Here is a 12,527-nt window from a genome sequence, read left to right as displayed (position 1 = left end):
TGGCTGGCGAGCCAGACGAGCCGTATATTCCATGTTCTATTTTACCATTGATTGCAACTACAACTAACCAGGGCATTGCATAAAAAATGCATAAATCCTTTTCTATATCTCTCCCTGTTAAGCTTAACCGATCATATCCTTACGCAAAAAATATTTATAAACAAACAAAGAAAAGCAACAGATTTTTCCTTCCTGCACCCACTTCTGTTATAGCCTATATTCCATGTTTTGAATATAACAGAATGGCTTTTCCTCTTTTCTTTATCATCTTCTCATCGTCTGTTTTTATGGAAATGAACTGGAAATTCCACCTTTTTCATTACGGGGAGAAGTTTGCTACAATGGAGATAAATCATATTCTACCTAATCAGGAGGAAAATATGAGCATACTCGTACTGTACGGCAGCTCCCGCGAGAGAGGCAATTCGGAACTGCTTACCAATAAAGTCGTGGAGAATATCAACCATACACGTGTGTATCTGCGTGACAGGCAGATTCAGGCTATTGTGGACAAACGCCATACCCCGGAAGGATTCAAACCTGTAGCCGACGATTACGAGGACATCGTCCGGCAGTTGCTTACGCACGACATCCTTATCTTTTCTACTCCGCTCTACTGGTACGGTATGAGCGGCGTTATGAAAGATTTTATCGATCGCTGGTCGCAAAGCCTGCGTTCATCCGATTACAATTTCAAAGAAGAGGTAAGCCGGAAGCAGGCATACGTTATCATAGCCGGCGGCGATAACCCGAGGCTCAAAGGCCTGCCGCTCATCCAGCAGTTCGCCTACATATTCGACTTTGTCGGCATGTCGTTTGCGGGCTATATCATCGGCGAAGGGAGCAAGCCGGGTGATGTTCTTTCCGATGCTGCAGCCTTATTCGAGGCTCGGGAACTCAACCGAAAACTTGCGCAGATGCGGAAATAAACAGAGAGGAAGAAGAAACAATGGCGCAAAAAACAAACGCGGCGCGCCAGCTCGATCAAATGAAGATTCCATATGAGCTGCGCGAATACACGGTGGACGAATCCGATCTGTCCGCCGGTACAGTTGCGGAAAAAATCGGTTTCCCGCTCAATCAAGTCTATAAAACCATTGTGGCCCGCGGTGATAAAACGGGTGTAATCCTTGCCTGCATCCCGGGCGATAAAGAATTGAATCTTAAGGCGCTCGCATTGCTTAGCGGAAACAAAAAAGCCGAGGTCGTACCGCTGAAAGATGTGCAGCCGCTCACAGGCTACATCCGGGGGGGCGTCTCTCCCCTCGGTCTGAAAAAGAAATTCCCCATCTTTTTAGAAGAAGCGGCTCTGCAGCACGATACAATCTCTATAAGCGCAGGCATCCGGGGCGGCGTGATTCTCCTGAATCCAAAGGACCTGCTTACCGCCACGGGTGCAACCTGCGGCAGCATCTCTAAAGCAGGAGAATAATCGGATGTAATATACTAGCACAAATAAAACGGAGCGGATTAAAACATTCCGCTCCTGCCTCTCCCTCTGTTTTATCCGTCTCAAACAGACATTCTTAAGCAACGTTTTCAATATTAGACATTAGACACATAATCTACGTCTATTCGGTATGGACATTCTTCAGTTTTTTCGTCTTCTAATCAAGCACACGGCTCAGGGCTCAGATATAAAAGTTATTTACATCTTGTTAGTATCCTCTATCGGTGTACTTTCCAACTATACCACCATATGTAACAATACATGAATTTCCCCATCGCTTTATTGATTTTGCCGTTAATTCTCCTACTCCTTCTTCGCCAGTATAGTATATTGAAGCAGGCCATGTATCAGTCAAACCATACCATCTATCCACTTCTACGTATGTAGTAACCCAAACATCATTAGGTTGCACAATAGTAGATGGATTAACGTTATTAGAGCTATTTAACTCATGAGATTCAATTGATGTTGCGCCTACTAAAGATGCAGAAAATAGAAGTCCCCGATACTTCAAACTAATGGTTTACTAATATTGCTTAGAAATATTTTTACTTTTCAAAAATTTTATCACGGGGTCTATTTCTCTTGAACGTAACATGATTTTGTTATTCTCATCTAGTAAAATAATAGTTGGAAAATCATTTATTCTAAATTGTTCAAATTGTTTCTCGCGAGAAGGTTCATTTAAAAATAATATTTCTTCTACAGGGTAACTAATTAAAAACTGTGGTTGAGCAAATCGTTTATTAATATAAGATGTAGATTCATTAGTAAAGATCAGTACCCTATATTTTTTAATCGGAATAGATACTTTATGGGTTTTCAGTTGCAAAGGTCGAGTATTATTAATTGATTTTACATAACTACTATAGAAATATCCGGTGATAATCGCTAGAATTAAAGCAATAATGACTTTATCCATTTTCATAACATCATCTCCCTTAATCATATTTCCTTCTAACATAAAATATCTTAATTAATTTTACCACTTATTAGAAATAGATATAAGCACTCTTATCAGAATTTAAATTGAGTGTTCCTTACCACCTTCGAATCCTTCAACAGTTTTTAAAGAACTTTGCGACCTCTGTTTCTTCTACAACAAAAGGTTTACCAATTCCCGCATATCGGTAAAGCGGGCAACCGGGTATACCCCTTTCTTCTTCATATCGTCGCTATTTCCCCTGTAAGCGGCAAATTTAATGCCGCCGTCCTGTGCGGCTTTGCCGTCAATCCAGGAGTCCCCGACCAGCATCCAGCGCTCTGCAGGTACATCGGGATAATGGCGCAGGATATAATGAACGCCTGAAGGTGACGGCTTAAGTGCCGTCATCTGCTCCCGCCCGACGATATAATCGAAATAATGACCGATTCCCGTCTCTTTTAATGCTTCCTGTGCGGCTACGCAGGCGTTATTGGTTAGCACAACAAGATGGCAATCCCCGCAGATTTGATCAAGCACCTCGGTCACATAGGGTTCCAGCTTCGCCCCATGCATTCCTTCCTTTTCGAATTCAGCTACCGTATCCCAGATGCGCACCTCGGTTTCCTTTCTTAGTCTGCCTGACTGTCTTGCCATCTCAATTAATTGGGACGCGGTATAACTGCGCCAGTCCAGATCCGGTTTGCATAGCTCGCTCTCCGTAAGCAGTTCAAATACAGCCCGTTTCATTCCTGCAAAATCAATATTCGATTGAAGCAGCGTGTTATCCATATCAAAAATAAGTCCGTAACGACATTTTTGTTTCTTCATTATTTTCCTCCTGTCTTACTTTCTATATATCTTCATTGTAGAAGTTACGGCGGAAACTTTCATGAATAAACTTTCGATATAGCGCGAAAACCTCTTCATATTAGTTGAATTTGAAAATTCTGTGACACGTACCTTATCTGTGATAAGTATCACAGGCTTTTCCTCTTCTCCCCTTTATAGTTGCACTATAAGGTTCACCCGGCACAACAGGGTGGAACAATGCTAGGGGGAGGCATAACAAATGTTTTGTTATCAATGCGAACAAACGCCAAGCGGCGGATGCAAAGTTATCGGGGTATGTGGGAAAAATGAAGACATCGCAAGCTTGCAGGATACAATCATTTTCGGTCTGAAGGGAATTGCCGCGTACGCGACACACGCGCGCCAGCTCGGCTATTCCGACCCGTTTGTGGATGCTACGACGCATGAGGCGCTGTACCTCACATTAACGAACTCCAACTTCAATATGCAGGAACATATCGACATGGCGATGAAAGTCGGCCAGGCGACGGTGCGTGTTATGGATTTGCTTGACCGCGCCCATACGGAACGTCTCGGCATTCCGCAGCCAATTCGCGTGTCTCAGAATAAAATCGAAGGCAAATGCATTGTCGTTACTGGACATAACCTGTTTGCGCTCGAGCAGTTGCTCAAGCAAACTGAAGGCAAAGGCATCAACATCTACACTCACTCGGAAATGCTGCCGGCGCACGGATATCCGGAACTTAAAAAATACCCGCACCTGAAAGGAAACATTGGTAAATCATGGTTCGACCAGCGCCGTCTGTTCGAAGAATTCCCGGGTGCCATCCTGGCCACCACTAACTGCGTGATGCCGATTAAAGGCACATACGCAGACCGCTTCTTCTCTTATGAAGTAGCCGGACTCGAAGGCGTAACAAAAATCCTAAATGATGACTTCACTCCGCTCATTGAACGTGCGCTGGAGCTTCCAGAAGCCAATATTGAGTCTGATCAAACATTGCTTACAGGCTTCCATCACGAAACAGTTCTAGGTATCGCTCCGGAAATCATCGATGCGGTAAAAGCAGGTAAAATCAAACGTTTCTTTGTTATCGCGGGCTGTGACGCACCGGGCAAAGGCGGCGAATACTACCGCGAACTCGCTACGTCCCTTCCACCGGAAACGGTCATTCTGACAACGTCCTGTGGTAAGTTCCGCTTCAACGATGTAGACTACGGTACAGTTCCGGGTACAAACATTCCGCGCTATATCGATCTTGGCCAGTGCAACAACTCCGGCTCTACGGTAAAGATTGCTATGGCGCTCGCCGACGCATTCGGCTGTGAAGTTAACGAGCTGCCGGTCAGCATCGTGCTTTCCTGGTTCGAACAGAAAGCGGTAGCTATCCTGCTCGGCCTGTTCAGTCTTGGAATTCAAGATATCCGCATCGGTCCTAAGCCGCCGGAATTTATTACACCGGGCGTACTGAGCGTACTGCAAGAAGCATTTGGCCTTAAACTCATCGGTAATGCACAAGAAGACATGAAGACCATGCTGGCTCTTTCCGCAAACTAAATAAACCTTACTAAAAACTCGCGGGCCAAACGTTTCCTCACCCCCAACAGAAGCTTAACGTTTGGCCCGCGAGTTTTTCTTATCGATGCATAAAAAGAAAAGGCGGGGAAAGCATCTCCCCGCCTCTAGTTTTTGCTCACGCCGCACGTCGTGTCGCTTCCTATTTTAATCACCAGCAGGCTCGTATCTTCAAGCGCCTCCAGCTCATGCTCTTCTTTCGGATCCATATGCAGCACAACATCCTTTGTCAGATCCACCGTCTCTTCCCCTACGCCGAACCGTACCCGGCCGGAGACGACATGTATGATTGTGTCACTCGGTGTATGATGTCGGCCAACCTTCTGTCCCGCCTTCAACTGCAGATTAATAACGGCTCCGCTTGAAAATTCCAATACGCTCGTCTTGCCAATGGTCCGAGCTTCCAACAAATTTTTTAATTCTGCAACTTTCATGATTATAGCCTCCAGACCTTGTTATTGTCTTTTTGTCTATCATAAGGCCTGGTGTGCATACATTCAGTGACAATCGTCACCTTTCACGCAAATATTTACTCCTTCTCGAAAAACAGACTGGTCGTCATACGATCATGCCCGAGCTTCGTCTCCGGAAAAATGCGACGAGCAACCTCAATGTATTCTTCCGGATCATGCAGCGAAGGACTGTAGTGGGTGAGCCAAAGCTCCTTTACACCGCTTTGCCGGGCCAGCACGGCCGCCTCCTCAAACAGCATATGGCGATGCTCTTCGGCTTTAGGCAAGCTCTCCGCGTCTCCGTACATGCCCTCACCGATAAATAAATCGGCTTCGCGAATGAACTCAACCAATTCATCTACTGGCCGTGTATCAGTGCAGTAGGCCACTTTCAGGCCCCTGCGCGGCTCTCCAAGCACCATATCGGGCGTAAAGGTCTTCTCCTTATAGGTAACCGTTTCTCCCTTCTGTAGACGGCCCCAGAAGGGCAGAGGGATAGCCAGCTCTGACGCTCTTGTCGGATTGAACTTCCGCCCCCGTTTGATTTCCAACGTATAACCGACGCAGGGCACTGTATGGTAAACAGGTAGCGTTCGTACGATAAAGTCTCCGATGCGCTGCTCTGTAGGTTTCTGATCCGATATTTCGACCAGATGAAGATCATACGGGAGATGCGGCGCGATTACCGTCATACCCTGTACGACTTGGACGAGTCCGGGTGGACCGACAAGCAGCAGCGGTTCCGTCCTTCCGGCATTGGCGATCGCAAACAGCAGGCCCGGCAGGCCCGCCACATGGTCGGCGTGGTAATGGGTGAAGCAGATCGCCTCAATCGACTTAAACCCCCAGCCGAGCATCTTCATCGTTACTTGCGTTCCTTCTCCACAGTCGATAAGTACCATCTTACCGTTATAGGAAGCAAGCATGGCCGTAAGCCAGCGTTTCGGGAGCGGCATGGTACCACCGCAGCCCAATAAAGCAATGTCCAACATGGCACTTCTCCTCTGCAAAAATAACTTCTGTCTTTTATTTATAAGAAACAAACGGATTATCCTTTCCGTTATCCGATATTGCTCGCTTTGCTTAGCTTGCCGACCATATCTTGTTCAATATGTGAAAGCTCATGTTCAATCTGCCTCCGCTTCTCGCTGCCTTCCTGTTGAATATGCAGGGTCTCTTCAAGAATCGTTCGCAATTCTTCCTGCATCTCCTTGAACGCCTCCAATTCGGCTGCCGTATGGCTCTGTTCGTGAACCATCTTCCTGTTACCGGTGTGGATCGTTTCCGCATTCTGCTTCAACAGCGCTTTTGTCGCTTTCATTGTCTGCCTTTGTGCAGCGAGTGCTTGCTGCTGACGCAATTGCGTAAGCAGGATTACCACCTGACTTTTCCAAAGCGGGATCGTCGTCAAGACGGATGCGCGAATTTTTTCCATCAACAGCTCATAGTTTTCCTGGATAAGCCGTATTTGAGGAGCGGTCTGCAGAGCAATAGCCTGGCTAATCAGCAAATCCTGCATCTTTTTTTCCAGACGGTCAGCAAAGCGCTCCATATCCATATATTCCTGCATCTGAAGCGGATCGCCCCCCGATTCCTCCGCTTTTTTCCGAAGAGAGGGCAGCGTATGTTCTCGCAGTTCTTCCAACTTCTCTCTGGCGGCAATGATATACATATCCAATTCGTTAAAGTAATCTTTATTCTTCGTATACAACACGTCCAGCATGGTTATGTCACGAAGCATTTGGTGGCGCAAGCGCTCCAGCGTATCGGCCATTCGTTCCATCTCCTGGTTGGTTTTCTGGCAGCGGGCCAGAAATTTTTGTTTTGCTTTTGAAGAGGAAAAGCCGAATAAGCGAGCAAAAAAGCCGCGCTGGGCGGCAAATATTTCATCGGGATGAATCTCCCCCAGTCTATCCAGCAGCGTGCGCAGGATGCTTCCGATTTGTTCTTCGGTCTGCCGGGCACGCACCTGGTTCAACATGCCGTCCGCCAGACGGGCCAGCTTACCTTGAATATCCGCCCCGTATTGTGTCAGCGTATGTGGATGCTCCGGGGAGATTAAACGCGCCAATTCCTTTACCCGCATCTGCTGTTTCCGTGAAAGCGGAAGTTTTGTTTCCTTATTCGCTTCTAAACGCTCTGCGGCTTTTATAAAGAACGGGTATTCTTTTGAGCGGCTCATCCATTATCTCCCCTTTCTTCCGGTATGCTTTCCTACCGTTTGATTTCGTCTTTATGTTCTTCACGTTCCGGCAGCGTAAGCGTATGCTCAGACCGTGTACCAATCGATTTTTTCAATGTCTCAATTTCCACATCCAGATTAAGCACATCATCTGACAATACCTGCATCAATTCCTCTTCCAATGCTGCAATAATATCGTCAAGCATGGCCTCCGTTTTCTTAAGCGCCATCGTCATTTCAGTGTTTCGAACCGGCTGCGAGAGAAGAAATGTATATTTTTCCAGAATTGTAATTGTGGAGTCAAGGTAACTTGCGAAGAAGTTGCGGGCAGAACGAAAACGATATGGCTGTTCCTCGACAATCGTCAAGATGCGGCGCGCCACTTTGTACAGATGCGATGACTTCTGCCAAATGGCAATGGACCGAATACGGAACTGCAGACGGCGAATGGTTTTAAGCTTTCTGCGCGCGTCCCGTAAGTTTTGCTTTATATAAACGCGATCCTGCTTGTCCAAATCGAAGTCATGCGTGGCAGGCGCCGCAAAGCGCCGTCCGCTTATCCACATCGAAAGGGCAAAGACTGCTACACTTGCGAAAAAGGCGGGTGTAAATTCTTCGTCAAACAGAAAGAAAAACAAAAATAAGCTTCCAAATGCAATCATACCGGAAAGCATTATGCGCCATACGGTCGTCAGTAATCTTTTCATCGAGCCTCACCCCGTTATTTCCCTTGGCATATATTTTATCTTACCATAGGCTTTCCCGGAAACCTAATTAGGTTTCTAATTACTTATACGGTTTATACTCTTTCACGTTTCACTGATTCTTTACCCTTATTATGGCGAAGAAACGGGGAAACAAAAAACAAGGCAAGACTGTTTCACCAGTGCTTGCCTTGTTCCCCTACAGCTTGTCGTTCACATAACCAGCTCATAATACTTTCGTATGTCCGCTTCTAACTCACCCATCGCTACAAAACGGGCTTTACGCATGACTTCTTTTCCTTCGACAAACAAAAGCAGAACCGGTGCGGTAAATACGGAGAACCTTCCTGCCAATTCGGGAATATCATCGATTTGTGCAAACAAACTCTCTATATGCGGGAACTTCTGCAGCATGGCCTCCACTTTCGGCAATAGGGCATGACACACGCTGCACGTTTGCTGAGAGATGTACAGAAAACTCATCCTGTGGGTAGCGATAAGTGTCTCGATGTCTTCAAGCCGTGTTAGCTGCCTCATATCGCCCCCTCCTTTTTACGAGCTTGTCGCTTGCTTATTCACTATACGCTTCATGGCGTTAATATAACCTGTATGTACCGCTTCATGGTAAATGGCCATATTCATCAATTCTCCGACTGTCTCCATCCGCAAACCTGATTGTAGAGAGAACGGAGAAGACAGCGTTTCATCCAATCGTGCCGCTGCACTTTCTTTGGCACGTTTTTCCTGATCTTTAAGCTGATCGATAATTTCCTGCAGGGACGGCGGCGCGCTTTTCCAATCATCCGGCTTGGTTCCATTGGCAAAAAACTCATTATAATTTTTCTGAAGCTTCCCGGAGCCGGTCGGAACTGTAAATAAGAATGCTTCGGTCACAAGCAGAATATGTCCCGCATGCCAGTGAATATTGTTGTTGAACCCTTCCGGCTTTTGTCCGGCCACTTCTTCTGTTACATTCTCCAGGGCGCTCAACAGGCGGTTTCTTGCAATAGTAAATTGTTTTACCACAAATTCATTTTTCATGATTTCCCATCCTTTCATGTTGTATTCATTATTTAGATTAACATCCTTTCCAATTCGGTGGGCGTTTTTCGAGAAATGCACAAATACCTTCTGTGGCATCGGCTGCGGTGGCGTTCAGGCTCATCACCTCTTTAGTATAGGAGTAGGCAAGAGACTGGGGCATATCCAGCTGCTTATAGAACGCCTGTTTACCAATTCCTACGGTAAATGGACTAGCTTCGGCGATTTTTAGTGCGAGCGCTTTGGTCTCCTCTTCGAGTTTATCTGCCGGTACGACTCTGTTAATTAAGCCGGCCATGACCGCTTCTTCAGCGGAAAGCGCTTCGCCCGTGAGCAGCATTTCCATGGCTTTTTTGCGTCCTACTGCGCGGGAAAGCGCTACCATCGGCGTCGAACAGAAAAGGCCGATTTTCACACCCGGGGTGGCAAAGCGGGCGTCTTCTGTTGCTACAGCCAAATCACATGTAGCAACCAGCTGGCATCCTGCTGCCGTAGCAATACCATGTACTTGCGCAATAACCGGCTGAGGAATCGCTTGAATTGTTTCCATTAATTTTGTGCACACCTCGAACAGATTACGGTAGAAGGCAGGCGCCTGCTCCACCATTTCACCTAAATCATGACCCGCGCAGAAGGCTGGCCCGCTTCCTCTCAGGATAACAACCGCAATCTCTTTGTTCTTTGCGATGCTTTCGAAACAATGAATCAGCTCCTGCATATGCCCAAGGGAAAGCGCATTACGTTTTTTAGCGCGATTCATCGTTACGTAGGCAATCGAGGAATTCGTTTCAAACAAAATATTGCTGTATTGTACCGTCTGCGTATCTGTCATACCCAATTTCCTCCTTCTACACATTTTCACGTTTATTTAATAGTTAAAATTTTCAATATTTTAATCATAGCAGCTCTTTTAAAAAAATCATAGGTTATAGTTGATAATGAATAAAAAGTGTTTGCATGACTCGCAGAAACGTGTAAAGATAGTAAAGCAATATTAATTCATCAGGGGAATGAAAACAGCATGGCAAGGGAATCATATATCGAAATTCATATGACGGAAGAAGAGAAGGAGACATTAAAGCAGTTTGCGGAAGCAATAGGATGGACATTTTCGGAACTTGAAATGTTTTTAACAAAAGAATTTATTCGCAAAATGCATAACAAAAAAGAGAATTCCGTAGGCTCCAACTCTCTTACGTAACCAAAAAAGCGATCCGCCTTAGTTGCAGATCGCTTTTTTGGTATCGCTTTATTTTTTATCATATCGGCCGAGAAGACTCCCACTTCTAAGTGAAGTGAAAGTGGGGGATGAATGGGCTTCAGACAAGGCGTGTCTTCTGGCACGTCCATTGTTCGACTGTTCTTTTCTCTCCTCTTTAGATTCTGTAAAATATACGCAATCGAAGGAGGTGAAAAACGAATGAAACGGCACAAAGCATTCAAGTTTCGTCTCTACCCTACAGTGGAACAGGCAACGCTCATCCACAAAACCATCGGATGTTGCCGATTCGTGTTCAACCATTTCCTCGCATCGTGGAAGGATGCCTTCAAACAAACAGGAAAAGGTCTCACGTATGGGACATGTTCTGCCCCCAACTTCCTGCATTAAAAAAAGAGTATGAATGGCTAAAAGAAGTCGATTCCATTGCCATTCAAACGTCTGTGCGACATCTTGCGGATGCGTTTACGCGATTCTTTAAAAAACAAAATGACAGGCCGCGTTTTAAAAGCAAGAAGCATCCCGTTCAGTCGTACACCACAAAACAGACAAACGGAAATCTTGCGGTGGAAGGCAATCAGATCAAGTTGCTGAAACTCGGATTTGTTCGCTTTGCGAAAAGTCGTGAGATCGAAGGGCGTCTTCTTTCCGCTACGATTCGCCGCCATCCATCGGGGAAATATTTTGTCTCCCTTCTATGCGAAGTAGAGATTCAGCCGTTGCCTAGAGTCAATCAAAATGTCGGTGTAGATTTGGGAATCAAGCATTTTGCGGTTTTATCGAACGGGGAACCGCCTGTCAAAAATCCGAAATATCTACGCAGGTATGAATCGCAGCTTGCTCGCTGGCAACGCATCTTTTCCCGCAGGAAAAAGGATGGGAAAAACCGTGAAAAAGCAAGAATCAAGGTGGCCCGTCTGCATGAGAAAATCCGCAACACCCGGCAAGACTTCCTGCATAAGTTGTCCACAAAGCTGATTCGTGAAAACCAAACGATCTGCCTGGAGGACTTGCAGGTGTCAAATATGGTAAAAAACCACAATCTGGCAAAGGCCATCGCCGATGCGTCATGGTCGGAGTTCCGGTCGATGCTGGAGTACAAAGCGGAATGGTACGGACGTACGATCAGCATTGTGAGTAAGGGATTTCCATCGAGTCAGTTGTGTTCTGGTTGTGGATACCGAAACAAGGACGTAAAAGACTTGAACCTGCGTGAATGGGACTGCCCTGCGTGTGGTTCGCATCATGACCGCGATACGAATGCCGCTATCAATATTTTGCGAGAAGGGATGAGACTGTTAGCGTAAGCGAACCAACCGCAGGAACTGCGGAGGTAGCCTGGTGGTACGAACCGAAACAACATCCTAGATGACCGTACTCATTCTGCTCAGTAGAGTGGACGACCCAGGAATCCCCCACTTCAAAAATGGTAAGATTTTAAGTGGTGGGAGTGTTCAAAATTAAGAAAAATTCGCGGACGTTGCCGCTCGTTCTTTTTCCACACAGAAAACAAGCGGCCGCTTTGTGGCCCTTCGGCCGGACCGGCAAATTTTCTATACAAAAAAGACCCGGCTGCCCGGAGTCATAATTGTCTTTATAAATATAAACAAAAGTGGGCCTAGGCTGACTCGAACAGCCGACCTCACGCTTATCAGGCGTGCGCTCTAACCAACTGAGCTATAGGCCCGCATGGCGGAGAAGGAGGGATTCGAACCCTCGCACGGTTTAACCCGTCTACTCCCTTAGCAGGGGAGCCCCTTACAGCCTCTTGGGTACTTCTCCTTTTATGTATGTGTTGCCAATTACAAGCGATATGTAGAAATTTATCATATTTTTCTACGAATATGCAAGCATTTTTTCAGACATCCATAAAAGATATAAAATCGATTGTTTTTCCACATTACCCAGCAAATTATACACTCGTTTCCTTTACATAATACAAAATTGTCACTATGATAAGGGAAACCGTCACTTTAAAAACTTTATGGCTTTTCAGCCATAAGCTTTGCCATGAAAACGAAGGGAAGGGCGGCTGACTTTTGCGGTACGAAGGAAAAGAGAGAAAAGAACGAGAGGATGATTTCAATGGTGAAAAAGGCGAACGCCTTTTTCTACCCTGGCTCTCCTTTCCTCTTTCTCTCCTTCTTTCCTCACGATTTTCACAGAAA

At 46.0% G+C, this 12,527-nt stretch carries 13 protein-coding genes, 2 tRNA genes and 1 pseudogene; 5 read left to right on the top strand and 11 right to left on the bottom strand.

Annotated elements, in window-relative coordinates:
* The first annotated feature begins 380 nt into the window (after nucleotides 1-380).
* Entirely contained in the window at nucleotides 381-929 is a 549-nt protein-coding gene (locus tag B2899_RS14390; protein ID WP_146811180.1) for a flavodoxin family protein, read from the top strand.
* A gap of 20 nt (nucleotides 930-949) precedes the next feature.
* Nucleotides 950-1,432 carry a Cys-tRNA(Pro) deacylase gene (ybaK, locus tag B2899_RS14385; protein WP_286886725.1) on the top strand — a complete coding sequence of 161 codons (483 nt, stop codon included), beginning with the start codon at nucleotides 950-952 and terminating at the stop codon, nucleotides 1,430-1,432.
* A gap of 544 nt (nucleotides 1,433-1,976) precedes the next feature.
* Here ybaK and B2899_RS14380 read toward each other — a convergent pair.
* Nucleotides 1,977-2,378, bottom strand: coding sequence for a hypothetical protein (locus B2899_RS14380; RefSeq protein WP_146812297.1), 402 nt, complete (start codon nucleotides 2,376-2,378; stop codon nucleotides 1,977-1,979).
* A 168-nt stretch (nucleotides 2,379-2,546) separates the two neighbouring features.
* Nucleotides 2,547-3,203, bottom strand: coding sequence for an HAD family hydrolase (locus B2899_RS14375; protein WP_286886723.1), 657 nt, complete (start codon nucleotides 3,201-3,203; stop codon nucleotides 2,547-2,549).
* 241 nt (nucleotides 3,204-3,444) lie between these two features.
* Here B2899_RS14375 and hcp point away from each other — a divergent pair, with 241 nt between their 5' ends.
* Nucleotides 3,445-4,743 carry a hydroxylamine reductase gene (hcp, locus tag B2899_RS14370; protein ID WP_286886720.1) on the top strand — a complete coding sequence of 433 codons (1,299 nt, stop codon included), beginning with the start codon at nucleotides 3,445-3,447 and terminating at the stop codon, nucleotides 4,741-4,743.
* A gap of 125 nt (nucleotides 4,744-4,868) precedes the next feature.
* On the opposite strand, the gene B2899_RS14365 is transcribed toward hcp, so the two are convergent.
* The 7 genes from B2899_RS14365 to B2899_RS14335 form a co-directional block, all read right to left on the bottom strand.
* Nucleotides 4,869-5,195, bottom strand: a complete 327-nt coding sequence (locus B2899_RS14365) for a cupin domain-containing protein (RefSeq protein WP_286886718.1) — start codon at nucleotides 5,193-5,195, stop codon at nucleotides 4,869-4,871.
* 95 nt (nucleotides 5,196-5,290) lie between these two features.
* Nucleotides 5,291-6,205, bottom strand: coding sequence for a ribonuclease Z (locus B2899_RS14360; RefSeq protein ID WP_146812294.1), 915 nt, complete (start codon nucleotides 6,203-6,205; stop codon nucleotides 5,291-5,293).
* 68 nt (nucleotides 6,206-6,273) lie between these two features.
* Nucleotides 6,274-7,395, bottom strand: a complete 1,122-nt coding sequence (locus B2899_RS14355; RefSeq protein ID WP_286886715.1) for a toxic anion resistance protein — start codon at nucleotides 7,393-7,395, stop codon at nucleotides 6,274-6,276.
* A 32-nt stretch (nucleotides 7,396-7,427) separates the two neighbouring features.
* Entirely contained in the window at nucleotides 7,428-8,102 is a 675-nt protein-coding gene (locus tag B2899_RS14350; RefSeq protein ID WP_146812292.1) for a 5-bromo-4-chloroindolyl phosphate hydrolysis family protein, read from the bottom strand.
* A gap of 210 nt (nucleotides 8,103-8,312) precedes the next feature.
* Complete coding sequence (locus B2899_RS14345) at nucleotides 8,313-8,636, bottom strand: thioredoxin family protein (protein WP_286886714.1); 324 nt, start codon at nucleotides 8,634-8,636, stop codon at nucleotides 8,313-8,315.
* A gap of 15 nt (nucleotides 8,637-8,651) precedes the next feature.
* On the bottom strand, nucleotides 8,652-9,140 hold the full coding sequence (locus B2899_RS14340; protein ID WP_286886712.1) for a DinB family protein: 489 nt from the start codon (nucleotides 9,138-9,140) through the stop codon (nucleotides 8,652-8,654).
* Between the two features lie 37 nt (nucleotides 9,141-9,177).
* Nucleotides 9,178-9,972: an enoyl-CoA hydratase gene (locus B2899_RS14335; RefSeq protein ID WP_146812289.1), complete on the bottom strand. Its 795-nt coding sequence runs from the start codon at nucleotides 9,970-9,972 to the stop codon at nucleotides 9,178-9,180.
* 189 nt (nucleotides 9,973-10,161) lie between these two features.
* Between B2899_RS14335 and B2899_RS14330 the strand changes: the two genes are divergently transcribed.
* Both B2899_RS14330 and tnpB read left to right on the top strand, forming a co-directional pair.
* Nucleotides 10,162-10,341: a hypothetical protein gene (locus B2899_RS14330; protein WP_146812288.1), complete on the top strand. Its 180-nt coding sequence runs from the start codon at nucleotides 10,162-10,164 to the stop codon at nucleotides 10,339-10,341.
* Between the two features lie 219 nt (nucleotides 10,342-10,560).
* Nucleotides 10,561-11,666: pseudogene (gene tnpB, locus B2899_RS14325) on the top strand (IS200/IS605 family element RNA-guided endonuclease TnpB).
* Nucleotides 11,667-11,972: 306 nt separating this feature from the next.
* Here the strand turns inward: tnpB and B2899_RS14320 are convergent.
* Both B2899_RS14320 and B2899_RS14315 read right to left on the bottom strand, forming a co-directional pair.
* Nucleotides 11,973-12,046: transfer RNA gene (locus tag B2899_RS14320), tRNA-Ile, on the bottom strand.
* Nucleotides 12,047-12,049: 3 nt separating this feature from the next.
* Nucleotides 12,050-12,141: transfer RNA gene (locus B2899_RS14315), tRNA-Ser, on the bottom strand.
* Nucleotides 12,142-12,527: the final 386 nt, after the last annotated feature.

Origin of the sequence: Aneurinibacillus sp. UBA3580, assembly GCF_002375825.1 — a bacterium.
GTDB classification, from domain to species: Bacteria; Bacillota; Bacilli; order Aneurinibacillales; family Aneurinibacillaceae; genus Aneurinibacillus; species Aneurinibacillus danicus.
This window is presented reverse-complemented; position numbering and strand designations above follow the sequence as displayed.

What these genes read in the sequence shown, in the direction of transcription:
- B2899_RS14390 (WP_146811180.1), top strand. Translation starts at nt 381, where the DNA reads ATGAGCATACTCGTACTGTACGGCAGCTCCCGCGAGAGAGGCAATTCG.
- ybaK (WP_286886725.1), top strand. Translation starts at nt 950, where the DNA reads ATGGCGCAAAAAACAAACGCGGCGCGCCAGCTCGATCAAATGAAGATT.
- B2899_RS14380 (WP_146812297.1), bottom strand. Translation starts at nt 2,378, where the DNA reads ATGAAAATGGATAAAGTCATTATTGCTTTAATTCTAGCGATTATCACC.
- B2899_RS14375 (WP_286886723.1), bottom strand. Translation starts at nt 3,203, where the DNA reads ATGAAGAAACAAAAATGTCGTTACGGACTTATTTTTGATATGGATAAC.
- hcp (WP_286886720.1), top strand. Translation starts at nt 3,445, where the DNA reads ATGTTTTGTTATCAATGCGAACAAACGCCAAGCGGCGGATGCAAAGTT.
- B2899_RS14365 (WP_286886718.1), bottom strand. Translation starts at nt 5,195, where the DNA reads ATGAAAGTTGCAGAATTAAAAAATTTGTTGGAAGCTCGGACCATTGGC.
- B2899_RS14360 (WP_146812294.1), bottom strand. Translation starts at nt 6,205, where the DNA reads ATGTTGGACATTGCTTTATTGGGCTGCGGTGGTACCATGCCGCTCCCG.
- B2899_RS14355 (WP_286886715.1), bottom strand. Translation starts at nt 7,395, where the DNA reads ATGAGCCGCTCAAAAGAATACCCGTTCTTTATAAAAGCCGCAGAGCGT.
- B2899_RS14350 (WP_146812292.1), bottom strand. Translation starts at nt 8,102, where the DNA reads ATGAAAAGATTACTGACGACCGTATGGCGCATAATGCTTTCCGGTATG.
- B2899_RS14345 (WP_286886714.1), bottom strand. Translation starts at nt 8,636, where the DNA reads ATGAGGCAGCTAACACGGCTTGAAGACATCGAGACACTTATCGCTACC.
- B2899_RS14340 (WP_286886712.1), bottom strand. Translation starts at nt 9,140, where the DNA reads ATGAAAAATGAATTTGTGGTAAAACAATTTACTATTGCAAGAAACCGC.
- B2899_RS14335 (WP_146812289.1), bottom strand. Translation starts at nt 9,972, where the DNA reads ATGACAGATACGCAGACGGTACAATACAGCAATATTTTGTTTGAAACG.
- B2899_RS14330 (WP_146812288.1), top strand. Translation starts at nt 10,162, where the DNA reads ATGGCAAGGGAATCATATATCGAAATTCATATGACGGAAGAAGAGAAG.